Origin of the sequence: Desulfitobacterium sp. PCE1, from assembly GCF_000384015.1 — a bacterium.
Taxonomy (GTDB): Bacteria; Bacillota; Desulfitobacteriia; order Desulfitobacteriales; family Desulfitobacteriaceae; genus Desulfitobacterium; species Desulfitobacterium dehalogenans.
Map to the genome: position 1 here is coordinate 1,058,593 of NZ_KB913023.1, position 26,776 is coordinate 1,085,368.

The window sequence follows — 26,776 nt, forward strand, 5'->3', positions numbered from 1 at the left end:
ACGCACAAAAGCGAACGGATTTCACTGTGTATAAGGCAGCTAAGGCTTCTGCTTCGCTTCACTCACCATAAGCCAAGCTTTCTTTAAGCGGAGGAGCGGTCGGGTCAACAAAGCTTTCTTGACGTAGCGAAGCCACCGGTTCACATGTAGAAAGCAGCGGGGTTTGGCGACGAAAGTGTCCGGTGGACAGTTTCGCTCAAAGCGGCACACCCCAAAGGGTACTTATCCGCTGCAGATGCTGTTAAGAAAGCGAGTTGACCAGCCCCGGAGCTATGGAGTACGTGAGCTCCGATGAAGAAAGCCTCCGGTGACGAAACCATCCAGTGAATGGTTTCGCCCAAGCCGCCCTGGCCACAAAGATGAACTAAGCGGCGCAGGTGGGTTTCAGGAGCTCACGCCCGAAGGTTCGTTGTGCGTAAAGCTACCCGACCCGAAGAGCTTTTTCTTCTACTGCGCCGCCCCCCAGCATGAGCAGGCGCGAATACTGGATGCCTCATAGAAGAGCCTTAGAGTCTGACAAGAAATAATACAGTGCAAGAGGTGGTAACATTGGAGATTACAGTCAAGGATCTGCTGAAGGTGGGCCCCCTGAAGACCTCCCAAGTGGTTGCAGGCTATCAAAAACTTGATAATATAGTCAAGGGTGTTACTATCATCGAAGCGCCGGATATTGTCAACTGGCTATCGGGAGGAGAACTTCTGCTCACCAGCTTATACTCCGGCCCCGGTGAAGGGCTGGACTACCGGGAATTTATTCATAAAATGGCCACGAAAGAGGTTTCGGCCTTAGCTATAAAAGTACGACGGTTTGTCAATGATATTCCGGCTGAGATTATTGAGGCGGCCAACGAGTATGGATTGCCTGTCATTGAGCTGGATGGCAGTGTTCGTTTTGTGGATATCATGTATCCGGTTATGGAGCAGCTCTTTAACTCCCAGGTAGTAAAGCTTAAGTATTATAAAGATGTTCAGGAACGTTTTACAACCTTAGCCTTGCAGTGTGAGGGATTGGCAGCGATCTGCCAAACCCTTGAAGAATTGGTTGGCAATCCGGTCGTCGTCTACGATAAAAATTTTAAATGTCTTCACAGCACCAATTCCCAAATAGAGCGGTTTGAGGAACCTGAAGAATTTGCCTTAAGGGAGAATCTGAATGACAAATTTTCCTATTACCGGCAAGCAGTATGCTACCCTGATCTTGACGGACGGTGTATTCCCCAGGTAGTCGTTCCTATTCAGGCTTTCAATCAGCTCAAAGGATATTTGACCATTGTGGAGCTTAATAAACCTATTGTGGAGATGGATTTCATTAGTATTGAACAGGCCGCCACCGTAACGACCTTGGATATGGTGAAGCGCTTTGCTGTTAAAGAAGTGGAGTATAAGTTTAAGAATGATTTAATTGAGCATATTCTTTCAGGAGAATTGAGTTCAACCAATGCGCAAGAACGCATCAATCTCATGGAATGGGACCTCAATCGTCCTTACTATGTGGTTCTTTTTGATTTAAAGAATCTTGATGCTTATCATGTGGAGCATCGCGCCCAACAAAAGATGGCTTTGCAGAGCATTAAATCTGAAATCACGTCAACTATTTCGGGAGTCATAAAAACTCGTACTCGGGACTTCATTATCGGCAATAAAGTGGATATTATTGTTTTGCTTTGGCCAGTTGGGACAAATCCTCAGGAAAATTCTTTGGAAAAGATCAAGAAAATTGCTAAGCAAGCACAAGAGCAGGTCAAGAAACGGATGAAGAAGCTGGTTGTTGAAGTAGGAATCGGAGATTTGGCTCACGGAGCAGAGGAAATACCCCGCAGTTATAAAGAAGCCTTAGATGCTTTGAGCTATGGAGGTATGATCAATAATGAAAGCTCCATTGTGGCTTTTTCGGAGTTAGGGGTCTTCCGTATTCTCTGTAAATTTGCCGAGAGAAACTCCTTGGAGGAATTTATTCCCAAAGCACTTCTGAAAATTCTCAGATATGATAAGGAAAATGAAGCTGAGCTCCTAAAAACCTTGGAAGTGTTTCTGGAGTGCAACGGAAATGCCAGTAAGGCTGCCAAAGAACTCTTCATCCATTATAAAACCATCCTTTATCGCTTGGAGAGGATAAAGGAAGTTGGCCAATTGGATTTAGAAGACAGTAAAAATCGTCTTGAACTGGAGATGGGCTTGAAGATGCTTCATCTTATGGATGCTTCAAATCTGGGGTAAGTATGATAAAACTACCTCAGTACAAAATTCTGTGAATTTTAGTAAGCCTATGCTAATTATGATATAATTAAACTACAGGTGGAGTGAATCTCCACCTGTAGTGCTAGACAAGATAAAAGCAAGAGAGGAATGATAGCTATGGATATGAAAGAGCTTTTACAAAAGCGCCGGAGTATTCGCAAATACACGGATGCCCCCATTGAGAAGGAAAAAGTGGAGCAATTGATTCGTGCAGCTTTACTCTCCCCCACATCGCGCAATACAAGAGCCTGGGAATTTATCTTGGTGGAGGATCGGGAAGTCTTGGAAAAGCTGTCAATGGCTAAAGTTGGAGCTCAACCCATTAAAGGTGCCACGATGGGGATTGTCGTCTGTGCAGACCCTCAAAAAAGCGATGTATGGGTTGAAGACGCTTCGATTGCCACCATCATTCTCCAGTTGCAAGCTCAGGATTTAGGGCTGGGATCCTGCTGGATCCAGATTAGAGAACGGAACTATCAGGACGGCACTCCTGCCGGGGAGTATGTAAAAAAGCTTCTGGATATTCCGGACAATCTTCAGGTGGAATCTATCGTATCCTTGGGCTATCCCGCTGAAACCCGGGGAGAGCACACCGAGGATGAACTCCTAAGGGAAAAAATCCATTGGCATACCTATAAGGGTTAATGCCTATGATTCAGGCTGCCAGCTTATTTATTCTCGCCGGATTGGCCGAAATAGGCGGAGGTTACCTGGTCTGGCTTTGGCTGAGAGAAGCAAGACCTTATTGGTACGGTGTGATTGGAGCCATCATTTTGGTATTTTACGGGATTATCCCTACCCTGCAGAAATTCCCCAGCTTTGGCAGAGTCTATGCCGCCTACGGGGGTGTTTTCGTTATTCTCGCCGTGTTATGGGGATGGGCTGTGGACAAGAAGATGCCGGATACCTATGATTGGGTCGGGGCAGCGATTTGTCTGGTCGGAGTGTCAGTGATGCTGTGGGCACCCCGTCAATAGCTTTAGAATAACCAGCGTGCCAGGACGACCCCTAAAGAAACCCCGCATAATCCAACCAGAATACTTAACAGAACATAGGAGAGGGCAGTAGTATACTGCCCTTTTTCTAATAGAGTAAAGACCTCAAAGCCAAAGGTGGAAAAGGTGGTAAACGCACCGAGATAGCCTACACCGATACCCAAACGCCAATGGGGGGATAGGTTTAATTTATCGATAAAAAGGATGTTAAGAAAACCAAGCAGGAAAGCTCCGCTTATATTGATGATAAAAGTCGGCAGGGGAAAAGGATGATTCCAGCGGTTGGCAATCCAAAGACCTAGTTCATAGCGGGAGAGTGCTCCGAGAGCACCGCCTATGGCAATGAGGATTGAGGTCATTTCGATACTCCTTGCAATTTAGGGTATTTCAATAACGGATATTAGCCTTTCAAAACCATAGTAATAGTATAATGTTGATTTAAGATATCTACAAGGAGGTTCCCCCTTGTAGATTTTTTATTTTAGAGAATTGTATTTGGAAAAGGGTTTAGTGCATATGTTTAAACATGGGCTAAGAGGGGGAGTGGATTTGCGTGTCATAATCTTTACCCGCAAGGGTATACGGTTGAGCGCTATGGTTCTGGGGCTCGTGCTGCTGGGGATTGGCGTCCGCACTATGGACTTGACTTTTCCGACCATTACGAAAAATCCGGAAACCTATTATTTAGTTCATACGGAAGAAAAAGTGATGGCCATAACCTTTGATGATGGACCGGATCCTCTCTATACGGGATATATTCTCGATGTACTCAAGGAGAAGGATGTGAAAGCCACTTTCTTTGTCTTAGGGGAGAATGCAAAAAATAATCCGGATTTATTAAAACGGATTCGTGAAGAGGGACACGAGATTGCCAATCATGGCTATTCCCACAGTTATACGACGAGTAAATTTGTTCAGGAGCTCGTACGCACTGACGAGGTTTTGTATGAGCTGCTTCAGGAACGCACGACCTTTTACCGGCCTCCGGGGGGAGTTGTCTCAAGCGCGGTGGTGGCAGGAGTAAAGTCACAAGGGCATGTTTTAACTCTTTGGAGTATAGACAGTAAAGATTGGACGAATCCGGGACCGGCACGGATTATTCAGAACGTGGTAAATGCCAGCTTTCCTGGGGGAATCATCCTGCTTCATGATGGAGGCGAGAAACGGGAGCAAACCATCCGGGCTTTAGGGCCGATCATTGATCGGCTAAGGGAGCAGGGATATCGCTTTGTCCCCGTTTCCGAACTTAGGAATTTTGAAAGCGTGAAACAAGTACAAAAGTGAAAAAAACGAATAGAGAGTCGCTGGATAATGACCGAATTGTCCACTATAAAATGTGTAATTTCTGCCAAAAGCAGTAACTTAGCCCTTTCTGAGGAATATAATACCATATAAAGTACGGACGGGAAGGGCGGATGATTAGTGTATGGTGGACCTTTAGGAGATTATTCATCTCGCTCAGATTCTTATTTCTCAAGTTATCCAAGACCTAGTTTCCTCGGTCATACTAAGCGGGTTACTCCGATTCTTTCCCCGGAAGCAGAGCAACCTAATGAGAAAATAGCTGCAAGCTTAGCTGCAAGATTAAATATCTGGCTACTGGTTCCGGCCATGGCAGGGACGGTGGCATATTATTTGTTTACTTCGATATTCAGGGGGGTAAGAAGAGAAGAGAAAGAGGGTAAATCTGCATCGGGTAAGATTGGCAGCGTTGTATTTACCAGTATTGTGACACTTGGACTCGCTTCTTATATTTATTCAGTTCTTGTCTTAGCCGATGGACATCTTATGGATGTATACTGGTCTATTACCGGTACGATTGCTGTCCAAATGTTATATTTTGCAGCAGTGTATACTTGGCTTTACCGTTTGGATGAGAGCAGCTTTGATGTGAAAGTGGAAGATGACCCTATTGAGGAGTTTATTACGTTTCTCTATTTTAGTATTACGACATTTGCTACTACAGGCAGCTCTGTTTTCCCGGAATCCATCACAGCAAGGATATTAGTCGCTATCCAGGTTCTGTTTCTGGTCTTTTCATTTTCTATGGGGCTGGTTTTCTTTACAAGTCCCTAAATCATACGACTTGTCAGTGATAGATTTAAACCTTATCAATGAGAAATGCTTCAGGTGGAGTTTTACTCTAGCTGGAGCTTACTTATTAAAAAGGATCAATAACTCATTTCGAATATGCCTGAAATCCTTGCATTTTTGGACAATCTATATTACATTAGTTTCAAAAAGACAAAGGAGAATGTATATGTCCTTTAAAATCAATGAGACCATTACATACGTAGGTAAAATCGACTGGGAGCTGCGCCATTTCCATGGAGAAGAGTATTCTACTCAACGGGGCTCATCTTATAACTCTTATCTCATTCGTGATGAAAAAACCGTATTGATTGATACTGTTTGGGAACCCTTCGGGCGTGAGTTTGTAGACAAATTAAAGCAGGAAATCGATTTAAAAGAAATTGATTATATTATCATGAACCATAATGAAGTGGATCACAGCGGAGCCCTTCCCTTTCTTATGGAGGAGATTCCCAATACTCCGATTTATTGTACTGCCAACGGAAAAAAGATTCTTCAAGGGAGCTATCACAAGGATTGGAATTTCGTTGAGGTCAAGACCGGGGACCGCCTGAATATCGGAAGCCGGGAGCTCGTCTTCATTGAAGCCAGAATGCTTCACTGGCCTGATACTATGTTTTGCTATTTAACCGGGGATAATATTCTCTTTAGTAATGATGGTTTTGGCCAGCACTTTGCTTCCGAACATATGTATAACGACTTAGTGGACACCGGCGAGCTCTACGCTGAAGCCCTCAAATATTATGCCAACATCCTGAACCCCTTCAGCAAAATGGTCACCGCCAAAATTCAAGAGATCGTAAAGATGGAACTGCCAATAAACATGATATGCCCCAGTCATGGGGTCATTTGGCGGGACAATCCTCTCCAGATTGTGCATAAATACTTAGAGTGGGCTGACGAATATCAAGAGGATCAAATTACGATTCTTTACGATACCATGTGGAATTCCACACGCAAAATGGCGGAGTCCATTGCTCAGGGAATTCGTGCGGCTAACCCCAATACTACAGTCAAGCTTTATAATGTAGCTCGTTCCGATCACACTGATGTCATCGCTCAGATATTCCGCTCCAAGGCTATTGCAGTAGGTTCTCCGACGGTCAACAATGGTTACCTCTCTTCGATAGCGGCGATTTTGGAAGAGATGAAAGGGATGAAATTTAAGAATAAGAAAGCGGTTCCCTTCGGCAGCTATGGTTGGAGCGGCGAAGTGATCAAGCAACTGAATGAAGAGCTCAAGAAAGCTGGGTTTGAGGTTATCGACGATGGTATCCGTATTCTTTGGACCCCCAGCGAAGAGAATCTTCTTGAATGTGTGGAGTTAGGTAAGCGTCTGGCTGACAATCTCGAATAGGCAAGTCTCAATAAGTTTTTCGGAAAGAGTAATCCCCCTGGGTTTAAGTATGCCCAGGGGGATTTTTAGGCCTATAGAGTTAATATCAGCTTGCCATGGGGACAAAATAAATCAGGATCATGAGAAAGTGAATCAGAGTCCCGGTGGCAATAAAGATATGAAAGATTTCGTGAAAGCCAAGGTGCAGACGGGGTATCCGAAGGATTTTGGCAGCGTAGATAATAGCCCCTAAAGTATACATTACCCCACCAGCCACCATCATGATGAGGGCACCCAAAGGGAGGTTATGGACCAATTGCACAATGGGGACCAGGGCGATCCAGCCCAAGGTTACATAAAAGGCTGTGGACACATAGCGCGGGGCGTTAATAAGCCATATCTTCAGAACGATACCGATCAAAGCAAGGATCCAGACGGCGATGAGCATGACCCAACGCCAGGCTCCGTTCAAACCATAGTAAAACACGGGTGTATAGGAGCCGCCAATAAGTACATAGATCATCATATGGTCGATTTTACGTAAAGTAAGCTCTTTTTTAGGGGTGGTTCTCAGGGCATGATACAGCGAACTGGTCCCATACAAAGCGATAATACTTGCTCCGTAGATGGTCATGGTAATAGTTTTGGAGAGGCTTCCGTAGGATAGGAGTATTAAGGAAACAAGTCCAAACCAAGCGGCAATAAAGGGGATAAAATGAGTCAAGGTATTCATGGGTTCTTTAATTTTCATAGGGGGCCTCCTTCTCTAAGAGCGGCACGGATCGAAATGGTTTACATTTAAATTTTAATCATATTTTTATAGGAACGCAATAGCTGTAGCAGAACAGTGGACATTCTTCTTAAATAAAAAGTTTTTAAGAATGGACTGAAACAATTGCGAATCATCTTACGTAATAAGGATGTAAATGATAAATAAGCTTCGGAGGGATGATCATGACAGATAAATTATACCGCTCAGAAACAGACAAGAAATTGGGTGGGGTCTGTGGGGGGCTTGCAGATTACTTTGATATCGATTCCACCTTAATCCGACTGGTGGTGCTGCTTACCTTCTTCATGGGGGGAGTGGGCTTTTTCCTTTATATCATTGCCTGGGTTGTGATTCCTGTGAATCCGGGGTACAGATCAGGAGTATCCTATCACTCTAGTGGAAATGTAGTGGATGAGATGAAAGAAAGTGTTCAGGATATCGGCAATTCTGCGCAAAGTTTTGCCCAGGATTTAAGGGCAGCCAACCCATCCCAGAGAAAACGGTATATAGGAATTGGGCTGATGATTCTTGGAGTCATATTTTTATTGGATCAGTGGTTCCCCTATGTCTTCAATTGGGGAAAAATGTGGCCCCTCATTTTGATCGTCATCGGTATTGGGATTATTTTGAGGAGGGACTAAGATGCGCCAAACAGTGGATTCTGTGTTTAGAGGGATCTTTTTGATTCTGCTGGGGATTGTCTTTTTTGCCAATATGTATGGCTTTTTGCCTTGGAACTTCTGGATTAATGTTTTTGACCTTTGGCCTTTACTCTTGATTTTCGCGGGACTTGCCTTGTTCTTTAATAAGCGTATTCCTTTCAGTGCTGTTCTCGTGGCCTTTCTTATCGGGCTTGTAGGGTACTCGGTTATTTGGGGAAATCCCTCACTGGATAAACCGATCCCGGGTCCTCACGGAACAGGGAATGTTCTGGGACTATACGCTCCCTTAGATCCTCATGTTGAAAAGGCCACTGTCGCCCTGAATTTGGGGGGAGTGAATATGAGTGTCCGGGGAGTGGACGGAAGATACGATACGAATCGATTGGTTGAAGGAACTTATGAATGGAGTGGACGCGCAAATTTCGGTGCGCCTGAGTTTAACTATAAAACCAATGGGGATACCACGAAAATACAATTCAATTCGGAAAAAAGAGCCGGTTCAGGTGAGGATAAGCTTCTGCTCAATCTTTCCGATCAAGTATACTATACTAAAGTGGAGCTCAATGCAGGCGCTGTCAAAGGAGCTATGGACTTTAGCCGGTTGCAGATCGAAAACTTGGAAGTCAGCACCGGTGCCAGCGATATAGAGTTGAGATTCGGTGATACCGGGGGACGGACTAAGCTGGATCTAAGTACAGGCGCTGCCAAGCTTAATCTTGTCGTGCCGGAGAGTGTAGGATTAAAGATCAAGATCAGTGGGTTTGCCAGTGAAACAAATTTTGCCGGAAAGGGCCTGATCTTGAGTTCAGAAGATTGGGTAAGTCCGAACTATGAAGAGGCCAGGACCAAGATAGAAATGGATATCTCCATGGCTGCAGGGAAGATTAACCTGGAGCGCATTGCCACTCCCCTGAACTCTGATGAAAAGGCAGAATCTTTACAAGCTAAACTATGATAAAAGTTATCGAAAACAATACCCTGCTCCTGAACTGGAGCAGGGTATTGTTTTCGATCGGACCTCTGACGATGAAGCATTCTAGATTCTTGGCATATTTTTTCCGTAGAATATTTCAGCCATTTCTTTCTTAAGCCGCTGCTTGATTTTTCGTTTATCACTGATGGAAAGCTCTTTTTTAGCCGTACCAAAGAGATAATTGTCCAGGTCGAAGTCTTTGAGTATCATTTTCGTGTGGAAAATATTTTCCTGGAAGACCGTCACATCGATCATCTGGTATAGATCTCGGTATTTTCGATCGACATAGTTTTGAATAGAATTGATCTTATGGTCAATGAAGACTTTTTTGCCATCCACATCCCGCGTGAAGCCACGTACACGATAATCTGCCACTACAATATCCGGAGCGAAGCTTTCGATAAGGAAGTTGAGGGCTTTCAATGGAGAAATCTGCCCACAGGTGGAGACATCAATATCCGCCCGGAAGGTGGAGATCCCACCGTGGGGATGACTTTCCGGATAGGTGTGCACGGTAATATGGCTCTTATCCAAATGAGCGACCACTGCATCGGGCAGAGGCCCCTCTTTATCGGTATACATGGGATCAAAGGGATTATCGTTCGGGCTCTCCGGGTCCAAATGTTCTTCGGCAATGAGCATGGTTACACTGGCCCCTTGGGGATCATAATCTTGTTTGGCAATATTTAAAATGTTGGCTCCAACGATACGAGCCACCTCTGTCACGATACTGGTCAGTCTTTGGGCGTTGTACTCTTCGTCAATGTATTGTATGTACGCATCCCGGTGTTCCGGAGTTTTGGCATAGCATATATCATACATATTGAAACTCAGGGTTTTGGTAAGATTGTTAAACCCATAGAGTTTTAGTTTTTTTAGCGGTTTTACTTCCAATTCTGTTTTCCTCCCAGCAGTATAATTTAGGTCAATCTCTTGCTGTCGATATAAAAAATTGTGGATAATCCATCCTTTAATGAAGAATGAAGGAGGAGAAAAGCTCCTGGTAAAGAATACTAAAGTATGTTGGTAAGGGACTCTTTGTATATAAGGATACTATAATACAAGTTTTTCCCCTAGTATAGCATTATTATTTAATATTTCCAGTGAAATTGAAGATAATAGCATCAGAGTTAACTGGAAAATAATATATAAGGAGGAAAGGATATGCCATATCAATTGCCGGAACTACCCTATGCTTACGACGCTTTGGAGCCCCATTATGACGAAGCTACAGTGCGACTTCACCACGATATCCACCACAAAGGCTATGTGGATGGACTGAACAATGCAGAGGCTAAGCTTGCTGAAGCCCGCGAAAAGGGAGATTTTGGTCTGGTCAAGCACTGGGAAAGGGAATTAGCTTTCCATGGCTCCGGACATTTATTGCACACCTTATTCTGGATGAACATGACCCCCAATGGAGGCGGGACTCCATCCGGCTCTTTAGGAGAAAGAATCAGCCAGGACTTTGGCTCTTTTGAAGGGTTTAAGAAACAATTCTCTGCTGCCGCCGTGGCTGTTGAAGGGTCCGGCTGGGCAGTATTGGTCTGGAATCCTGAGTTTGGAAAACTGGAAATACTTCAAGCCGAAAAACATCAGAATCTCACTCAATGGGGTGCTGTACCACTGCTTACGGTAGATGTCTGGGAGCATGCCTATTACCTGAAATACCAAAATAAGCGGGCAGCCTGGGTAGAGACTTGGTGGAACCTCGTCAATTGGTCTGATGTAGCAGAGCGATTTGAAAAGTGTAAAGCTTGACCAAAGACTAGACATTAGTGTCTGAATTTAAGAAGGACTTAACCCTCTCAGAGCAATGAAGGGGTTAAGTCCTTTATGCTTTCTTATAGTCTTTAAGAATAAGATAGTTCCCTTTATGGTACTTAGCTTCCTTTTTTAATACCGCTAATTCTTCTGAGATCATAGTTGCCGTCAAAGGAGCACTGGAATTTGCATCCACGACCAGTCCGGCTAAGGCCAGGCTTAAATCCTTAGCTCCATGAATCGATTCAATCCGTTGCTGAAAATGGCTTAAGAGATGCTCTCCTAAAAATCTGATATTCGAGTCATTGGAAAGTATCACAAAATCGTCCCCGCCCACATGACCGGTGAAAGCATGAGGGTCGATTTTCTGAGATTCTTGGACCAGAAGTTCTCCAAGAATTTTAATAATAGAATCTCCATGCTGAAAGCCGTAGGTATCATTGAACAGCTTAAATTGATTCAGATCAGCGTAAATAATGCTAAAGGTTTTATTGCCGGCCAGACGTAATTTCAATTGCTGTTCAATAGCGATATTTCCGGGAAGCCCGGTTAGTGGACTTGCTCCCCGGGCGATTTGAATCTGAGTATCGGACATGGCTTTGATCAGGGAAGCTACCCGAATCATGCCGATGGGTTTTTGCTGCTGAACGACGACGATACCATCATAGAGATGGGCGTCGGAGCGGGCCATGGCTAAACTGGAGGCAACCTCGATGGGGGTGGTTTCTTCAATGAGCAGGTGCTTGTTGTTCATAAGACTTGTAATGGGCCGTTGACTATAAAGACTGACCCCATAAGGTGTGGCTAGGGCTGTATATAATTTGTCACGCTGGACCACTCCCAGCAGCACTCCCTGATCCGCAACACCGACTAACCAAACCTTGGAATGTGCTTCAAAATAATTTTTGACAACATTGACAGTGGTCTGAGGGGCGACCAGGGGCAGGGGTTCAAGAATATTCAAAACGGTCTTCTCAGAATTAAAGCTAAGCCTTTGGTGTGAATTCACAATTCGAGAGACTTGTTCCTTAAGTTCAGGACGGGTAAAGGAGGGTTTAGCAATAAAATAACCTTGTACGTAGTCTACCCCCAGCTGGACCACGGTCTGCATTTCCTCCGGGGTCTCCACTCCTTCAGCGAGAATCCGGCAGCCAATCCGCCGGGAAAAGGTTACGAAAGTTTCTAAGAGTGCCCACTTCGTAGGATCCAGATGAATTCCCTGAATTAAGGAGCGGTCTATTTTAAGAAAATCGGGATGCAGTTCTGCAATGGATTGGAGAGAAGAGTATCCTGCCCCTACATCATCCAAGGCAATAAGATACCCTTGTTTTCGGTAATGCTCTAAAGCTTCACGAAAGGTCTCGTAATTTTCTATGGCTCTGCGTTCCGTAATTTCCAGGACAACATCAGAGGGGGTTAAACCCTGGGCATCAAGAAGTTTTCGTGTTTGCCCTGAAGAAAACTCAGGGTCGGTAATCACTTGTGGTTCTACATTAAGAAAAAGAAACTCATTGGAGCGAAGAATTTGCGAGGAATTAGCAATAGCCGTTCGACGGCAAATCGTTTCCATAGGATAGAGTTTGCCAATCTTATCGGCAAAAGGAAAAAGGTCAGCGATGCTTGTGAAAGAGCTGGGCTGTTTCAGACGGGCTAAAGCTTCAAAGCCGAAGAATTCACCGCTGATGACATCTAAGATAGGCTGAAAGGCAGAGTGCACATAGTGATCGGGATCTTCCAGAATCCGATCGACTTCCTTGCGCTGAGGAAAGTATAAAGGATCGGGCTCAGATTTATTCAAGAGAAAGGCTTCTTTTAAAGCTCCATAGAGTAAGTAATCCACACTGCGTCCTGGTTGAGAGTTGCATTCCACTAACCCTGCATGAAGAGTCAAGGCTTCCTGAACAAATCGTTGGATTCTTTTATTGATTCGTGATTCTAAAGGGGGGACAAATTCCGAAACCAGCTCGGATATGGACCAGGGAGTGTCTTCAGTGGGAGAAAAATAAAAGATAAAGTCATCTCCCCCTTGATAATCCAGGAGGATGGTATGAAATAGATGGAAATGATTATGAAGGGTATGGTTCATCTCTTTGACCACTTCATCCAAAATCTGAGCGCAGACTTGATAGCCTTGCCGAAATTCGACTTCGTGAAACTTGGCGATATCTAAATAGAGTATCCACAGAGAATAACCACCCTGAAGAAGATGAGATAGTTCTTCCTTATGAGCACTTGAGGTTCTGATCATAGGTAAGAATCCTTTCTGATCGATTCGTTGAATAGTCCATATTAACATAGATTCTATCGGTAGAACCTCAAATTAGAGTTAATAGTGTGTAAAGGAACGATAAATTTATAGTAGCGAAAGTGTGTTGGTAATCGTGGGGTTCATATAACCTACATCTTCACAACTGTATCACGCCTTAATATTTACCATATTGTGGCAATTCCGATAGAGACATCATAAGCTATAGTATCTTCGGGTAAAGGAGGAATTCAAATGACACTCGGTGGTTTTGACGGAGCTGCTTGCGGAACAGGAACAGGACGCTTAGGCGCAGGAATTGCAATCGTAGTTGTAATCATTCTTCTGCTCATTGCTATGGGTATCGTATTCTAAGCTTAAATTAAAAAGTTGGAAGGAGGTCACTTTATGTACGGAATGGGTTACGGCGGAATGGGCGGAGCATGTTGTCCTGGCGGCGGATTTGGTAGTTTTGTAGGAGTTGGGATCATTGCTATTGCGATTCTTATCTTGATTGCTCTTGGTGTAATTTTCTAAAACAATAAAAGGAAGGCCAGGCGAATTGCCTGGCCTTTTTGTTATTGTCATAAGCGGCTAGTCTATAGTTCGCCTAGCCGCCTTAAATGGAAAAGAGGGAACAGTAATACGTTTAGGATGAAGGCAGACAAACCGGACCTGATATAATCTATGCCTGTCACAAGGACAAGGTGACAATTTTCCATGATAGTAGTAAAAAAACACAAAACTTTTACATAAAGCTAACGCATTCTTAATTTTGGCTTAACAAGAAATCATTATGATAAATAAGAAGAATAAACTAAGTTTATTTTGATAGGTAATGGATTGTCTTGGAGGATATTATGGTTAAGATTTTGCTCGTTGAAGATGATGTAATCATTCAAGAGCTTGTAACCTACAATCTGCAACGTGAGGGCTATACTGTAATTATTGCCGAAGAAGGGAATTGTGCATTACAGTTATTAAGCAAGGAGAAACCGGATCTTGTACTTTTGGATGTTATGATTCCAGAATTAGATGGTCTGGAAGTGTGCAAAAAAATCCGAGGGAACCAGGAGACAGCAAGCCTGCCTATCATTATGCTCAGTGCCCGGGATGAGGTGGCTGATCGGGTCATTGGTTTGGAACTCGGTGCTGATGATTATGTCACAAAACCTTTCAGCCCTCGGGAGTTATTAGCGCGGATTAAGGCTCGATTGAGAGAAGAAAAACGTAATTCAACTCCCCAGCCCACTTCTATTACTTGGGGGGATTTAGAGATCTGGCCGGAGAGCTATATGGTCACGGTAAAAGGAGAGTATGTCACCCTTACAGGCAAGGAATTTGATCTATTGCATATTTTTATGAAACGTCCCAACCAGGTCTTCAGCAGAGAGTACCTCTTACAAAAAGTTTGGGGATATACCATAAGCGGGGATACAAGAACTGTCGATGTCCATATAAGTAACCTGAGGAGTAAACTTAAATCTATTTCCCCAATTATTGAATCAGTGCGGGGTGTCGGTTACCGTTTGGCTATAAACTATAGCAAGTCCAAAGATTTTTAAGAGTCTATAGGAATTAAAGAGCAACACTAGTGTTGTGTTTATGAAGTTAAGATATATGGTATAATAAATATATTTCTTAACTAAGAAATAATTATGGTATTTGAGATGCGTTCAGCATCTACTATAGGTAGATTGAGCATAGGTTTGAGACAATGAGTTGAAAAAGGAGGCTTTATAATTTGGCTAACCGGCAAATGTTTGACAAATCATTAGAAGAACTTAATGAGAAAGTTTTTGAATTGGGGAGAAAAGTAAATTCCCGGGTAGATGCTGCCGTAAAATCTCTGGCTAATCAAGATTTCGAGCTGGCCAATAAAGTAGTGACAGGGGATTTGGAGATCAATGAGCTTCAAGCAGACATTGAAGAGACATGCATGCTTTTAATTGCCCAACAGCAGCCTTTCGCTAAGGATTTGCGCAAAATTGTGGCGGCCTTCAAAATTTCTATCAACCTTGAAAGAATAGGAGATTTATCAGTTGATGTGGCGAAACATACCCTTCGCACAGGTGGACAGAAATTGCTGAAACCCCTGGTGGATTTACCGAGAATGTCCGACATAGTTCAGCAAATGGTTCTCAAGGGAATCGAAGCGTATAAGGCGGAAGATGCTGAAGCGGCCCAAGCGATGGCCCTAATGGATGATGAAGTGGATCATCTCTATGCACAAGTCTTTCGTGAACTGCTCGTGTTCATGATGGAAGAGCCCAAAACGATTAATCAAGCCACCTACCTTATTTTTGTGGGAAGATTTCTGGAGCGTATGGGGGATTATTGCACGAACATTGCTGAAGAAGTCGTCTATGTGGAAACTGGAAAAAGATCCGATCTTAATCTCTAGATAAAGAGTCTAGCAGATTACGTAATCGTAAATAAGCGGAAAAAGAGAGCTGCGATTCCTGAAAAGGAGTATAAGCTCTCTTTTTATTTCTCGGAAAAAATATGGATAAAAAAATACCGCTATAAATAAAGCGGTAGCGGTGCGAGGAAGATTCCTCATCTATATGAAAAGTAAGAAGGATGTTGTTGTCATTACTATATCAGCCAATTGTTAAATCTAAATGTTAAAAATATAAAAATTATGTAAATATAAAATCCTGCAAAGTCAATGCCCAGATTATCGCCATATAGTTTACACAAACTTTACATGAAAGAAACGAAGCCCATACAATCCAATGCTACACTGACCCTGAGGATAGTTTAGGGGTGGGGGTTCAAAATGAAAAAAATAGGTTCAAAAGCTGAGGGTATTCATTTAGATAATTTAAAAATTCATAACAAATTAATACTTATGGTACTGCTTACTGTACTTATCCCCCTATTGGTCTTAAGCCTGATATTTATGAATAATGCCAGTAATAAAATCAAGGAACAGATCATCAATGCCAATGAGTTGTATGCCACCTTAACCAAGGAAAGAATGAATGATTATTTTTACAACCGGGAAGCCGATGCCCGGATTTTAGCCGGCTCAAAGGTTATCGGTGAAGGAATTGCCAAACTTAATGGTTTCAATTATACCAAACTTGAATTGGAAGAGTTAAACCAGAATTTTAAGGAGTTCCTCAATGTCGCTTTAGAAAGTCATGATTATACAGATATCGTTATTACAAATAAGTACGGAGAGATAGTTTTTAGCAATAACTATGAAAAAAATGACATAGCCCCCGTCATCTTCTCCGGGGATTTTAATCAGAAAGCAATGAAGGGAGAGCAAAATTGGTCGCCAATATTCAGGAACACCTTCATTGATGATAATCTCATTGTTTTGGCTACTCCTATCTATTTAAATCCGAATGAGACAACCCCCAGCGGTGTTCTTAATATTGTTTTAAATCAAGCCAAAATCAACGAAATAGTTCAAAATGGCATCGATAAGCTGGGGATATCAGGAGAATCCTATTTAATTGATGCTAAAGGATTACTTCTCACCAATACGATGAAAGAGCAAGCTTCCGTACATATTCCTCTAAAAGATTCAATTGCAACTGAAGCAGTAAATAGTCTCACTGAACCACTCCTCAATGAAACGGCGGATTTCAACAAAACCACTACTTATAAAAGTTATTCGGGAAAATCGGTTATCGGCACTCTATCCGTAGCTAGGATTGGCGATTATCCCGCAGGTTTAGTTATTGAGGTCGAAGAGGGGGAGGCCTATAGCAGTATAGCCGACCTGAGAAGAAGCCTGGGGATAATGGTTGCATTCATTATATTAGTGGCCATTAGTTTAGCCATTTATTTGGCACGATCCATAAGTAAGCCCATCGGTCGGGTTATTGGAGTCACCAATGAAATTGCCAACTATCAATTGAAAAGCGCCAATATAGATGAGGTGGAGATAGCCCGCAAAGATGAGATAGGGGACTTGGAGAGAGCAATTACAAAAATCAGAGATAACTTAAAAAGTATTATTGAAGAGGTTGAGAAATCAGCCGGCGAAGTCGCCTCTTCATCTCAGGAGCTTAAGCTGAATGCCCAGCAATCTTCTCAGGCAATAGAGCAGGTCGTTAAGAATACTACAACAATAAGCGAAAGAACTCTGGAACAGGCTCAAGTTGTTCGCGAAAGCTCCGAGAAATCCAGGGAATTAAGCAATGTCATCATGGAGGATATTGGGAATTTGGAGGAAATGACTAAAGCCACGAATGATGTAAATCAACAAATAAACTCCGGACTTTTAATAATTGAAGTTTTATCAACTATTACAAATGAATCCAGTGAAGCAAACAATGAAGTCTATACAAGTATTACCCAATCCAATGAAAGTTCTAAAAAGATCGAAAAAGCTAGTCAGCTGATCACGAGTATTGCTGAGCAGACCCATTTACTGGCTTTAAATGCGGCCATTGAGGCAGTAAGGGCCGGTCAACATGGCAGAGGATTTGGGGTGGTTGCTGATGAGATCAGAAAGCTGGCTGAGCAATCGAAGGAATCCACAAACATTATTGATAGAATCGTGAGGGAATTGAAAAGGGATAATGCTCAAGCTGTGCAAACGATGGCGAAATTAGTGAACATTAATCATGAACAAGTGGAGAGTGTGAGAGTCACTAAAGAGAAGTACTTAGAAATCGCCAAAGCTATCAAAAAAGTTGAGGAGAGAGTGCGGATCTTGAATGAATCCAGTCTGGATATGGATAGTATGCGTTTAGAAGTTGAAGAGAAACTTAAGCAATCCGTTCATATGACAGAAGAGAATTCCGCAGGCATAGGTAAAGTATCGGAATCAATGGAAGAACAAGCGGCATCGATACAGATGATTACAAGTGCTTCGGAAATATTGGATGAGTGTGCGCAACATCTTCAGGTTTTGGTGAGCCAATTTAAACTGTAGAGTACATTTCCTTTCCTCTTCTCAAGCGGCTAGGTGAACTATAGACTAGTCGCTTTTGACAAAGAAAAGGCCAGGCGAATTGCCCTGGCCGTGCACGTTTATCACACGAAAAATGGGAAGAATGGAAAGAATGGAAAAAACGGGAAGAAAAATGGGAAGAAAAACGGGGAAAATCTGGAACGTCTAAATCCGACCATAAGGACCTTCTCCTTTCTTTTATTGATTTAGAAGATTACACCAAGAGCAATCAGGATAAGAATCGCAATAGCAATGATCCCAACGCCGACAAAACTGCCAAATCCGCCGCCAGGACAACATGCTCCGCCCATTCCGAAAGAACCCATTCCGTACATGACATGACCTCCTTTCAATCTTTAATTTAAGCTTAGAATACGATACCCATAGCAATGAGCAAAAGAATGATTACAACTACGATTGCAATTCCTGCAAATTTCTCACCATGGTGACCTGCTCCGTCAAAACCAAATGCCATCAAAATAACCTCCTTTGCCGTTAGATAGTGTATAATATGCTTTGTCTATAGGGTTTGCCACAATATGGTAATTATGCCAGTGCTTGTAACACTCTCCCGGACATGGCATATAATTATAGTGGGTGCCGAAACCATAGCCATTGCCTCATCATAAATAGAAACCTGGCCTGCCGAAGCCAGGTTTCTGCTTTTATATGGAAAAAACTTTGTCAAAAATAGCTTCTGAATTCTCTTGGTTTTTATGGGTAATATACATAAAAGATACAAAAATGGGCTGTAACCCTTGAAATAAGCGATTTAAATCTTAACTTAAACTTAACAAAGCGTTAACTTCAAGAAAACATTGACTTGCTATACTTGGATTAGCAAATGAGGAAAATACCATTTGCTGAAGATGAGAGTGCAAAATTTCGAAAGCACCTTCGCAAAGGAAAAGAACGATTTGAAAACAGGAGGTTTTAATTGATGTTTAAAAAGAAAGTTCTGGCAGCAATAGTAGGAATGGGTATGGTTTTCTCTTTAGCCGGCTGCGGTCAAACCAATGAACAAACCAACCAACCCTCGGGAGCCAATAACAATCAAGCCCAAGTTGAAAAATTAAGCGGTGGCGTCATCATTGATGGTTCAGGTACGGTTTATCCTTTAATGGCTCATATCGCTGAAGAATACATGACCAATGTTCAATCCAATGTCAGTGTACAAGTCGGACGTGCCGGATCCAGTGCTGGTTTTAAAAAGTTCATTCCGGGAGAAACGGATTTTGCCGATGCTTCAAGAAAAATCAAGAATGCTGAAGTTGAAGAACTGAAGGGTAAAGGAATGGAAATGGACAAGAACGTCATGGAGATTAAACTCGCTTACGACGGATTGACCATTGTCATCAATAAAAACAACGACTGGGCAAAAGAGATGACCGATGACGAAATCATCAAAATGTTTACTTCTAAAGCGGTTAAAGCGGACGACAAAGTCCTTTGGTCTGATATTCGCTCCGAATGGCCTAAGGAAGAAATCAAATTCTATGGACCCAATGAAAACCATGGAACCTACGAGTTCTTCTATGAAACTATCCTGGAGAAAAAAGACTTAGTGTCCACCGTAAACCTGCAACAAGAATATTCTACTTTGGTGGACTTGGTTTCCCAAGATAAAAATGCCATTGCCTTCTTCGGATATGGATACTATGCATCGAACACCAATAAATTAGCCGCTGTTAAAGTAGATTTTGGCAAAGGACCTGTTGAGCCAGCCCTGAATACGATTGGTGAAGATCTTGACTATGCCGGATTTACCCGACTTGTCTACACCTATCTGAACCTTAACTATGCTAAAGAAAAGCCACAGGTATTGGATTTTGCCAAATATGTGGTATCTCCCGAAGGTGCGGGTAAATTAGCAGCAGATAACGGTTTTGCTCCCCTGCCTGACTCAGTTTATGCAGAGTATGCTTCAGCCTTAAAAGCACTTAAGTAATCGAGCCGTCACATAATTTTAGGGTGGGAAGTTTCTCGAATTTCTCATCCTAGAATTTTTGTGTTTCATAATGAACAGAGCTAGAGGTGAATTATGGAGGATACACAAGTAAGAGATACGATTCGAGGCAATATTGCTAATAAGAAACATACCTCCGATAAGGTTATGCCGGGCTTCTTCTTACTCATGGCATCCATATCCGTGCTTACAACCCTGGGTATCGTCATTATCTTAGTAACGGATGCCAGCAAATTTTTTAGTGCGGTTCCCTTAAAGGAAGTATTCAGTACTCAATTAGCACCTTTAAGAGAAACCCCTTCTTTCGGGATGCTGCCGTTGATCAGCGGTACCCTGATGACCACGCTCATTGCCATGTTGGTAGCAGTGCCGATAGGTCTGGCGGCGGCGATTTTTTTAAGTCAATTTGCTTCAGACAAATTGAGAAGACTGCTTAAGCCTTTGATGGAAATCCTGGCGGGTATCCCCACCATCGTGTACGGATTTTTTGCTTATTCTTTTGTTACTCCGTTGCTCATGAACATCATTCCTTCACTACAGGCTAAAAACGCATTGAGTCCTGGAATTGTTATGGGAATTATGATTATACCCATGGTGGCTTCCTTATCGGAGGATGCTATGAACTCAGTGCCGGAAATCATTAGGGAGGGCTCTTTAGGCTTAGGTGCTACGAGGCTGGAAACCACCTTCAAGGTCATTATTCCCGGGGCGATTTCCGGAATCATGGCTTCCATTGTCTTAGCAATATCCAGAGCCATAGGCGAGACCATGATTGTAACCATCGCCAGCGGCAGCTCTAAGAATTTCACTCTTGATATAACTCAGTCCATGCAGACCATGACTGCTTATATCGTGGAATTTACCAGTGGGGATGCCGGAAGCGGAACCTTAGGCTATTACAGTCTCTACGCGGTAGGTTTGCTGCTCTTTATCTTTACTTTGGGGATCAACCTTCTTGCCCAGTATATTTCCCGTAAGTACAGGGAGGTGTATTGACCATGAGCATAAGTCATGAAAGCCCGTTGTCACAAGCAGAAAGCACAGAGTTGGAAAACGACGAACTTAGCAATCGCCCTAAGTTCATGATCGACAGTAAACGTATTGGAAACAGAATAAGACTGAACAATATTTTGAAGCATGTATTCTCCTTTTCTACAGTGTTCTCCATTTTAGTATTAGGCGTTCTCCTTTATCAAGTTGGGTTGGATAGTGTTGGCTGGCTTGATCTTCAATTCCTGACGAGCAATCTTTCCATATTTCCTCACAAGGCTGGAATTTACGGAGCTATCATTGGAACGGTACTGATGATGCTGATTGTCATACCTGTCACCACGATTCTCGGTGTCTCCACGGCTATTTATCTGGAGGAATACGCGAAAAAGGGCAGGCTTCACTATTTGATTAATGTCAATATATCGAATTTAGCCAGTGTACCTTCTGTTATCTTCGGACTATTGGGTTTGACGGTGTTCGGAAGACTGATGAATCTGGGATCAAGCATTTTAGCCGGGGGCCTTACAATGTCTCTGCTGGTGCTCCCTATTGTGGTAGTAGCCGCACAGGAAGCCATCCGGGCTGTACCGGATTTTTTGAGAGAAGCATCTTATGCCATGGGTGCCAACAAATGGACCACAGTGAGAAAGGTTGTTCTCCCAGTGGCGATTCCAGGTATTTTGACCGGTACAATTTTAGCTATATCCAGAGCAATTGGGGAAACGGCACCTTTGGTTGTGTTAGGAATTCCTACACTTATCATGAAGATTCCATCCTCAGTGCTGGATGATTTCACCGTATTACCGATCCAAATCTATTATTGGACCTTGGATTCTGTGTTAAAACCCGAGTATGCTAATCTGGCTGCGGCAACGATTATTGTCTTGCTTATCATATTATTTTTAATGAACTCTGTGGCAATTATCATACGGAACAAGTTCCAACAACGCTTCTAACAGGAGGAAATTAATGACGAAAGTTATAAGTAAGAATGAGAATGTTGTTTTTGATGTTAAAGGGCTGAATCTATGGTATGGCAACGATCAAGCCCTGAAAAACATCGCGATGCAGATTAAAAAGAATAAGGTCACAGCGATTATCGGTCCTTCCGGGTGCGGGAAGTCAACCTTTATCAAAACCCTTAACAGAATGATCGAAAATATACCTATCGTCAGAACCACCGGAGAAATTATTTATCAAGGACAAAATATTTTTGATAATTCAGTTCGGGTGGAGGAGTTGCGCACAAAAGTCGGCATGGTTTTTCAAAAACCCAATCCATTCCCGAAATCTATTTTTGCCAATGTGGTCTATGGACCTCGTATCCATGGGATCAGGGATAAAAAGCTTTTGATGGATATTGCAGAGACCAGCTTGAGAAATGCGGCATTATGGGATGAAGTAAAAGATAGGCTCCACGATAATGCTTACGGTCTTTCAGGAGGTCAGCAGCAGCGCTTATGTATCGCAAGATGTTTGGCAGTGCAGCCTGATGTCATTTTGATGGATGAGCCTACTTCGGCCTTAGATCCCATAGCCACCTATAAGATCGAGGAACTGATGGAGAGCTTGAAAAAGCACTATACCATCGCCATCGTAACCCACTCCATGCAACAGGCTGCCCGGATATCCGATGATACGGCTTTTTTCCTTATGGGAGACCTTATTGAGTTTGATAAAACGACGGAGATATTCTCTAACCCGAAAGATAAGCGGACGGAAGATTATATCACTGGCAGAATAGGGTAGGGCCTGCTCAGCGCAGATGAGAGGATTGCCTAAATATGAAACAGCTCTAATAAAATATCCTTAAAAGTACCCATGAACCCATAAAGAAGAAGAAACATACTCTTTATGGGTTTTTTGCTGTGTTATCTCTTAGGCAGCTCTCAGACCAGAATTGTATTAAGAGGACCAATTGACTGGTAAAAAAGTACCAATTGGGACAAGGAAAATAGTGCAAAAGTATGGTAAATGTTGTATTTTAGAAGTAATGTTCTTACACACCATGAAATGTCGGAAACTAGTCTAAAAGCTCAGCATAGCTGAGGGAGGGAGAGAGACGACTAATGCGCACAAAATTGCCTGAAGACTATGAGGTTGTCTTCGATTTTGCAGCAATTGGTATGGCATTATTGTCCTTGGATGAAGAATTTTTAAAGGTTAATACTAATTTTCATGAGTTTTTTGGCTATAATGGCAATGAATTTGCTGAAATGACATTTACGGAGCTGGTCCATCACGAAGATAGCTCGATGGTCATCGAAGAAATTAAAAAGCTTCTGTCAGGGCAAATACCTACATTCCATTTGGAAAGTCGATTTCTTCATAAATCGGGCGAGATAAAATGGGGATTATTCAGCTTCTCTCTTGTTCGTGATGGGAAAGGAGATCCTCTCTATGCAATAGTACAGATTCAGGATATAACGTCCAGAAAGCGCATGGAGGACGATCTAAGCTATCGGGTAGAGTTTGAAAGATTTGTTACGACGATGTCGACGAGGTTTATCAATTGCCCGGTAGACAAAATCGATGAAGAAATAATCAGCGCTTTAGAAAAGATTGGTCAGTTCTTAAAGGCAGGCCGCATATTCATTGATCATCCGTCGGGGATAACTCCATCCTCAACTCAGGAATTAGCGGAGCCCTTTTCGGATGAAGATAGTCGCCTCATAAAAATAGTGGGGGAAGTAATATTCAGCGCTATCCAGAGGAAACAAACAGAGATCGCCCGTCAGAACTCTGAGCAGTTGATATCAGCTGCTTTTGCAGGGAGTCCTGCTCTGATGATGATACTATCTATAGAAGGAAGAGGAGTAATCGATGTCAATAAAACCTTTATTGAAGCTCTAGGCTACGACCGAAATGAATTGCTTAATATAAACATTGATGAACTTTCAAGCTTGGTTCGACCAAGTGACTATGAACGTATCTATGAATGTTTAAGTCAGTATGGTAGTGTACTTAATCGTGAGATTGAGATGATTACCAAATCCGGGGCGAAAAGAAAGGGCCTTTTTTCAGCTGAAAAGATAATGATCGGGAATCAAATGTGTCTATTGCTGGTCAGCCAGGATATTACGGAAAAGAAGCGTTTAGAAAAGGAAATGGTACGCCTAGAGCGTCTTAACCTAATCGGTCAAATGGCAGCGGGCATCGGCCATGAGATCCGCAATCCCATGACGACTGTAAGAGGTTATTTGCAATATCTTTCTAAAAAGGACAAATACTCCGACCAAGTAGAGACCTTCCAGTTGATGATTGAAGAACTTGACCGGGCTAATGAAATCATCACGGAATATTTATTTCTAAGCCAGGACAGAGTGGTCGATTTCAAGCGCCTGAATCTAAACACCATTATCCATCATTTATATCCCTTGTTATCCGTTCATACGAAGATAGAAGATATGAATATCAAACTGAATTTAGGTTCCATACCCGATTTATATCTGGATGAGAAGGAGCTTCGTCAGCTCATCCTGAACCTGGCCCGCAATGGTCTGGAAGCCATGTCGGCCAAAGGCACCCTTACTATAGCTACCTATTCTCAACAAGGGAATGTTATACTTGAAGTAGAAGATCAAGGGACAGGAATACCCAATGACATAAAAGATAAGATCGGAACCCCTTTTTTTACCACAAAACTCAATGGTACCGGTCTGGGTATGGCCATATGCTACAGCATAGCTGCCCGGCATAATGCCACGATTGGCTTTCAATCCAGCCCCCAGGGGACGAAGGTAAGGGTGAAGTTTCAGGGGTGTAGGGGAGTGTCGTAAAATACAATGGAAACTATTTTATGGGAATTGATGATTTTAACGTTTATTATCCACCTTATTGACACCCTTTCCTACTCGGTCAGACTTAACTCGGTCAAAAGTGGACAGTTTGCCTTGTCGTTTTCCTTATTCAACCTGTTTGTGCTTGTTTCCCGTACGGCTAATATGTTTCAAGCCCCTTTAATCGGATGGATCATTGGGGAAAGCCTTTCAACAGGAATTGACCCTATGAACGACATACGGAAGGTAATTTTCGCTTCGACAATAGGAACATTGTTTGGAATTCTATTGATCCCAACATTTTTGAGACTATTTGAGGTCGCTGTAAAACGGCTGGAGACAACCGGTTCGGTTCCACTGTTAGTGATCGAGGCCTTGCATATTAATAATGTGAAGCGCATCTTAAAAAGAGCTACCCGGCCCAACAAAACGATGTTAGAAAGGCTTAGATATCGGGAAATTCCGAAGAGGCTGCTTATCATAAATTCATTGGTAACAGGAATTTATACAGTCGGGGTTCTTGCGGCTAACTATTCGGCATTATTAGTGGCAGAACAGTACAGAATCGCGGCAGTAGGTTCCTCGGGGATGATTAATGGCCTTGCGACAATTTTGCTGACATTGTTTATTGACCCGAAATCCGCTGTAATTACGGATCAAGCGTTAAGGGGAGACAGGCCGTATGGTGATGTGAAAGCCCTGGTCATTTTGCTGATCGCCTCTAAGTTAATTGGCACAATGCTGGGACAAGCGATATTTCTGCCGGCAGCAAAAATTATTGCCAGTTTCTATGGGATGTGAGGAAGGAGGGCATTTGCGTTGAACTGCCAATATCAATCAGCTAGGCCGGTGCCCCGTTCAAGATTACGCATATTTTCAGGTAAGCTATATTTCACCTGGCGGCGGTATTTACAGTGGCTATTAAACCGAGCCACCCGATATGCTTTAACCTCAAGAGAGAGTGATTTTTCTAATGTTGTGGCGGCCCACAAAGCACCCTTATACAGACGATTACGCAATGTTGATATGTGGCTGCAGGAAAATAAAGTAACGAATTTGAAGCTGGCATGTGGAAAGCTTAATGAGGTGATACTAAAGCTATTATGATGGTTGAGCCGTTGCTTGAAGAGGGAAGAGAGTAGCTATCAAACCAAATGAAATGCAGGAGGAGCGTTTTTGGCAAATAAACGTATATCACGCAGAACATTTATCATCGGTGGGATAGGATTGCTATCCTACCTGTACTTTAATGTCCATTCCGTTGCCGTAAAACACTATACTATTGTCATTAATGATCTGCCCAAAGAGTTTGAGGGCTTTACAATTCTTCATTTGACGGATTTACATGCCAAAAAGTATGGTGATAAGCAGGATAAGCTTATCAATATGATTAATCGCCAGAAATTCGATATGGTAGCGATGACCGGCGATTTTATAGATAAAGATAATCCTGATGTTGAACCTACTTTGGATCTGATTCGTGGATTAGAATCCAAGCCTATTTTCTTTGTACCGGGGAATCACGAGTGGAGGCATGATTTTAGAATTAAGCCTATTTTAGAGGGTCATGGGGTAAAGATTTTAGACAACAGGAACTATAAATGTGCAAAGGGGAACTCCTATCTTTGGATAGCAGGTGTCGATGATCCCTATTTGCATAGAGATGAGTTGGATCAGGCACTTCATGGCATCGCAGATTCTCAGCCTAAAGTATTATTGGCCCATGCACCAAATATTTTTATGTCTGCAGCTGAGTCCGATATTGAGTTGGTATTAGTGGGACATACACATGGTGGTCAAGTAAGGCTTCCTATAATAGGGGCGATAGTGGCTCCAGGTCAAGGACTTTTTCCAAAATACGATTATGGACATTTCACGACGGGTTCTACCAATATGATCATTAATGGCGGCTTAGGAGAGAGTGCCTTGCCATTACGATTTTGCAGTCGGCCAGAAATCGTTCTTGTTAAACTGGTTTCCAGTCCCCAATAGACCCTAGCTTTAAAAATAAAGGTTGATTTCTATAAAGATGACTTAAAAG

Annotated in this window: 25 protein-coding genes; 20 read left to right on the plus strand and 5 right to left on the minus strand. The window is 42.7% G+C overall.

Going from position 1 to position 26,776, the window contains the following annotated elements; all coding sequences use genetic code 11:
• Positions 1-549: 549 nt before the first annotated feature.
• From DESPCE1_RS0105245 to DESPCE1_RS0105255, 3 genes are all read left to right on the plus strand, one after another.
• Positions 550-2,217 carry a PucR family transcriptional regulator gene (locus tag DESPCE1_RS0105245; protein WP_019849725.1) on the plus strand — a complete coding sequence of 556 codons (1,668 nt, stop codon included), beginning with the start codon at positions 550-552 and terminating at the stop codon, positions 2,215-2,217.
• A 138-nt stretch (positions 2,218-2,355) separates the two neighbouring features.
• Positions 2,356-2,883, plus strand: coding sequence for a nitroreductase family protein (locus DESPCE1_RS0105250; RefSeq protein ID WP_014793072.1), 528 nt, complete (start codon positions 2,356-2,358; stop codon positions 2,881-2,883).
• A 5-nt stretch (positions 2,884-2,888) separates the two neighbouring features.
• Complete coding sequence (locus DESPCE1_RS0105255) at positions 2,889-3,215, plus strand: YnfA family protein (RefSeq protein WP_019849726.1); 327 nt, start codon at positions 2,889-2,891, stop codon at positions 3,213-3,215.
• 2 nt (positions 3,216-3,217) lie between these two features.
• Here DESPCE1_RS0105255 and crcB read toward each other — a convergent pair whose 3' ends face one another.
• Positions 3,218-3,592 (minus strand): fluoride efflux transporter CrcB, encoded by a 375-nt coding sequence (gene crcB, locus DESPCE1_RS0105260; protein ID WP_019849727.1) that lies wholly within the window; start codon positions 3,590-3,592, stop codon positions 3,218-3,220.
• Between the two features lie 184 nt (positions 3,593-3,776).
• Between crcB and DESPCE1_RS0105265 the strand changes: the two genes are divergently transcribed.
• The 3 genes from DESPCE1_RS0105265 to DESPCE1_RS0105275 all read left to right on the plus strand — a co-directional run bounded on the left by DESPCE1_RS0105265 (position 3,777) and on the right by DESPCE1_RS0105275 (position 6,684).
• Positions 3,777-4,517, plus strand: a complete 741-nt coding sequence (locus DESPCE1_RS0105265) for a polysaccharide deacetylase family protein (RefSeq protein WP_028305464.1) — start codon at positions 3,777-3,779, stop codon at positions 4,515-4,517.
• A gap of 138 nt (positions 4,518-4,655) precedes the next feature.
• Positions 4,656-5,309 carry a hypothetical protein gene (locus DESPCE1_RS0105270; protein WP_019849729.1) on the plus strand — a complete coding sequence of 218 codons (654 nt, stop codon included), beginning with the start codon at positions 4,656-4,658 and terminating at the stop codon, positions 5,307-5,309.
• Positions 5,310-5,493: 184 nt separating this feature from the next.
• A complete protein-coding gene (locus DESPCE1_RS0105275; protein ID WP_019849730.1) occupies positions 5,494-6,684 on the plus strand; it encodes an anaerobic nitric oxide reductase flavorubredoxin in 1,191 nt (396 codons plus the stop codon).
• An 85-nt stretch (positions 6,685-6,769) separates the two neighbouring features.
• Here DESPCE1_RS0105275 and DESPCE1_RS0105280 read toward each other — a convergent pair whose 3' ends face one another.
• Positions 6,770-7,414, minus strand: a complete 645-nt coding sequence (locus tag DESPCE1_RS0105280) for a hemolysin III family protein (RefSeq protein WP_014793078.1) — start codon at positions 7,412-7,414, stop codon at positions 6,770-6,772.
• Positions 7,415-7,617: 203 nt separating this feature from the next.
• Between DESPCE1_RS0105280 and DESPCE1_RS0105285 the strand changes: the two genes are divergently transcribed.
• On the plus strand, positions 7,618-8,076 hold the full coding sequence (locus DESPCE1_RS0105285; RefSeq protein ID WP_019849731.1) for a PspC domain-containing protein: 459 nt from the start codon (positions 7,618-7,620) through the stop codon (positions 8,074-8,076).
• A gap of 1 nt (position 8,077) precedes the next feature.
• A complete protein-coding gene (locus DESPCE1_RS0105290; protein ID WP_019849732.1) occupies positions 8,078-9,052 on the plus strand; it encodes a LiaI-LiaF-like domain-containing protein in 975 nt (324 codons plus the stop codon).
• An 81-nt stretch (positions 9,053-9,133) separates the two neighbouring features.
• Here the strand turns inward: DESPCE1_RS0105290 and speD are convergent, their stop codons facing one another.
• Positions 9,134-9,964: an adenosylmethionine decarboxylase gene (speD, locus tag DESPCE1_RS0105295; RefSeq protein WP_014793081.1), complete on the minus strand. Its 831-nt coding sequence runs from the start codon at positions 9,962-9,964 to the stop codon at positions 9,134-9,136.
• Positions 9,965-10,234: 270 nt separating this feature from the next.
• Here speD and DESPCE1_RS0105300 point away from each other — a divergent pair, with 270 nt between their 5' ends.
• Positions 10,235-10,831: a superoxide dismutase gene (locus DESPCE1_RS0105300; protein WP_014793082.1), complete on the plus strand. Its 597-nt coding sequence runs from the start codon at positions 10,235-10,237 to the stop codon at positions 10,829-10,831.
• A gap of 73 nt (positions 10,832-10,904) precedes the next feature.
• Here the strand turns inward: DESPCE1_RS0105300 and DESPCE1_RS0105305 are convergent, their stop codons facing one another.
• Entirely contained in the window at positions 10,905-13,082 is a 2,178-nt protein-coding gene (locus tag DESPCE1_RS0105305; RefSeq protein WP_019849733.1) for a bifunctional diguanylate cyclase/phosphodiesterase, read from the minus strand.
• 405 nt (positions 13,083-13,487) lie between these two features.
• On the opposite strand from DESPCE1_RS0105305, the gene DESPCE1_RS23965 reads away from it, so the two are divergent.
• From DESPCE1_RS23965 to DESPCE1_RS0105330, 4 genes are all read left to right on the plus strand, one after another.
• Positions 13,488-13,616, plus strand: a complete 129-nt coding sequence (locus tag DESPCE1_RS23965) for a hypothetical protein (protein WP_014793085.1) — start codon at positions 13,488-13,490, stop codon at positions 13,614-13,616.
• Positions 13,617-13,939: 323 nt separating this feature from the next.
• Positions 13,940-14,644, plus strand: a complete 705-nt coding sequence (locus tag DESPCE1_RS0105320; RefSeq protein ID WP_019849734.1) for a response regulator transcription factor — start codon at positions 13,940-13,942, stop codon at positions 14,642-14,644.
• Positions 14,645-14,823: 179 nt separating this feature from the next.
• Positions 14,824-15,483: a phosphate signaling complex protein PhoU gene (gene phoU / locus DESPCE1_RS0105325; protein ID WP_014793087.1), complete on the plus strand. Its 660-nt coding sequence runs from the start codon at positions 14,824-14,826 to the stop codon at positions 15,481-15,483.
• Between the two features lie 378 nt (positions 15,484-15,861).
• Positions 15,862-17,979 carry a methyl-accepting chemotaxis protein gene (locus DESPCE1_RS0105330; RefSeq protein WP_019849735.1) on the plus strand — a complete coding sequence of 706 codons (2,118 nt, stop codon included), beginning with the start codon at positions 15,862-15,864 and terminating at the stop codon, positions 17,977-17,979.
• Between the two features lie 224 nt (positions 17,980-18,203).
• Here the strand turns inward: DESPCE1_RS0105330 and DESPCE1_RS23970 are convergent, their stop codons facing one another.
• A complete protein-coding gene (locus tag DESPCE1_RS23970; RefSeq protein WP_014793089.1) occupies positions 18,204-18,332 on the minus strand; it encodes a hypothetical protein in 129 nt (42 codons plus the stop codon).
• 605 nt (positions 18,333-18,937) lie between these two features.
• Between DESPCE1_RS23970 and DESPCE1_RS0105355 the strand changes: the two genes are divergently transcribed.
• The 7 genes from DESPCE1_RS0105355 to DESPCE1_RS0105385 all read left to right on the plus strand — a co-directional run bounded on the left by DESPCE1_RS0105355 (position 18,938) and on the right by DESPCE1_RS0105385 (position 26,727).
• Complete coding sequence (locus DESPCE1_RS0105355) at positions 18,938-19,945, plus strand: PstS family phosphate ABC transporter substrate-binding protein (RefSeq protein WP_014793091.1); 1,008 nt, start codon at positions 18,938-18,940, stop codon at positions 19,943-19,945.
• A 93-nt stretch (positions 19,946-20,038) separates the two neighbouring features.
• A complete protein-coding gene (gene pstC, locus DESPCE1_RS0105360; protein WP_014793092.1) occupies positions 20,039-20,959 on the plus strand; it encodes a phosphate ABC transporter permease subunit PstC in 921 nt (306 codons plus the stop codon).
• Between the two features lie 2 nt (positions 20,960-20,961).
• Positions 20,962-21,912 (plus strand): phosphate ABC transporter permease PstA, encoded by a 951-nt coding sequence (gene pstA, locus DESPCE1_RS0105365; protein WP_014793093.1) that lies wholly within the window; start codon positions 20,962-20,964, stop codon positions 21,910-21,912.
• A 13-nt stretch (positions 21,913-21,925) separates the two neighbouring features.
• Positions 21,926-22,705 carry a phosphate ABC transporter ATP-binding protein PstB gene (pstB, locus tag DESPCE1_RS0105370; protein ID WP_019849737.1) on the plus strand — a complete coding sequence of 260 codons (780 nt, stop codon included), beginning with the start codon at positions 21,926-21,928 and terminating at the stop codon, positions 22,703-22,705.
• Between the two features lie 320 nt (positions 22,706-23,025).
• Positions 23,026-24,735, plus strand: coding sequence for a nitrogen regulation protein NR(II) (locus DESPCE1_RS0105375; protein WP_019849738.1), 1,710 nt, complete (start codon positions 23,026-23,028; stop codon positions 24,733-24,735).
• Positions 24,736-24,741: 6 nt separating this feature from the next.
• Positions 24,742-25,536, plus strand: coding sequence for a lipid II flippase Amj family protein (locus tag DESPCE1_RS0105380; protein ID WP_019849739.1), 795 nt, complete (start codon positions 24,742-24,744; stop codon positions 25,534-25,536).
• A gap of 375 nt (positions 25,537-25,911) precedes the next feature.
• On the plus strand, positions 25,912-26,727 hold the full coding sequence (locus DESPCE1_RS0105385) for a metallophosphoesterase (protein WP_019849740.1): 816 nt from the start codon (positions 25,912-25,914) through the stop codon (positions 26,725-26,727).
• The last annotated feature ends 49 nt before the right edge of the window (positions 26,728-26,776 follow it).

Bases quoted from the DNA above. Each gene is read 5' to 3' on its own strand.
- DESPCE1_RS0105330 (WP_019849735.1), top strand. From the start codon at position 15,862: ATGAAAAAAATAGGTTCAAAAGCTGAGGGTATTCATTTAGATAATTTA.
- crcB (WP_019849727.1), bottom strand. From the start codon at position 3,592: ATGACCTCAATCCTCATTGCCATAGGCGGTGCTCTCGGAGCACTCTCC.
- pstC (WP_014793092.1), top strand. From the start codon at position 20,039: ATGGAGGATACACAAGTAAGAGATACGATTCGAGGCAATATTGCTAAT.
- DESPCE1_RS0105355 (WP_014793091.1), top strand. From the start codon at position 18,938: ATGTTTAAAAAGAAAGTTCTGGCAGCAATAGTAGGAATGGGTATGGTT.
- DESPCE1_RS0105275 (WP_019849730.1), top strand. From the start codon at position 5,494: ATGTCCTTTAAAATCAATGAGACCATTACATACGTAGGTAAAATCGAC.
- DESPCE1_RS0105250 (WP_014793072.1), top strand. From the start codon at position 2,356: ATGGATATGAAAGAGCTTTTACAAAAGCGCCGGAGTATTCGCAAATAC.
- pstB (WP_019849737.1), top strand. From the start codon at position 21,926: ATGACGAAAGTTATAAGTAAGAATGAGAATGTTGTTTTTGATGTTAAA.
- DESPCE1_RS0105375 (WP_019849738.1), top strand. From the start codon at position 23,026: ATGCGCACAAAATTGCCTGAAGACTATGAGGTTGTCTTCGATTTTGCA.
- DESPCE1_RS0105255 (WP_019849726.1), top strand. From the start codon at position 2,889: ATGATTCAGGCTGCCAGCTTATTTATTCTCGCCGGATTGGCCGAAATA.
- DESPCE1_RS0105285 (WP_019849731.1), top strand. From the start codon at position 7,618: ATGACAGATAAATTATACCGCTCAGAAACAGACAAGAAATTGGGTGGG.
- DESPCE1_RS23970 (WP_014793089.1), bottom strand. From the start codon at position 18,332: ATGTACGGAATGGGTTCTTTCGGAATGGGCGGAGCATGTTGTCCTGGC.
- DESPCE1_RS0105290 (WP_019849732.1), top strand. From the start codon at position 8,078: ATGCGCCAAACAGTGGATTCTGTGTTTAGAGGGATCTTTTTGATTCTG.
- DESPCE1_RS0105305 (WP_019849733.1), bottom strand. From the start codon at position 13,082: ATGATCAGAACCTCAAGTGCTCATAAGGAAGAACTATCTCATCTTCTT.
- DESPCE1_RS0105300 (WP_014793082.1), top strand. From the start codon at position 10,235: ATGCCATATCAATTGCCGGAACTACCCTATGCTTACGACGCTTTGGAG.
- DESPCE1_RS23965 (WP_014793085.1), top strand. From the start codon at position 13,488: ATGTACGGAATGGGTTACGGCGGAATGGGCGGAGCATGTTGTCCTGGC.
- DESPCE1_RS0105280 (WP_014793078.1), bottom strand. From the start codon at position 7,414: ATGAAAATTAAAGAACCCATGAATACCTTGACTCATTTTATCCCCTTT.
- pstA (WP_014793093.1), top strand. From the start codon at position 20,962: ATGAGCATAAGTCATGAAAGCCCGTTGTCACAAGCAGAAAGCACAGAG.
- DESPCE1_RS0105380 (WP_019849739.1), top strand. From the start codon at position 24,742: ATGGAAACTATTTTATGGGAATTGATGATTTTAACGTTTATTATCCAC.
- DESPCE1_RS0105320 (WP_019849734.1), top strand. From the start codon at position 13,940: ATGGTTAAGATTTTGCTCGTTGAAGATGATGTAATCATTCAAGAGCTT.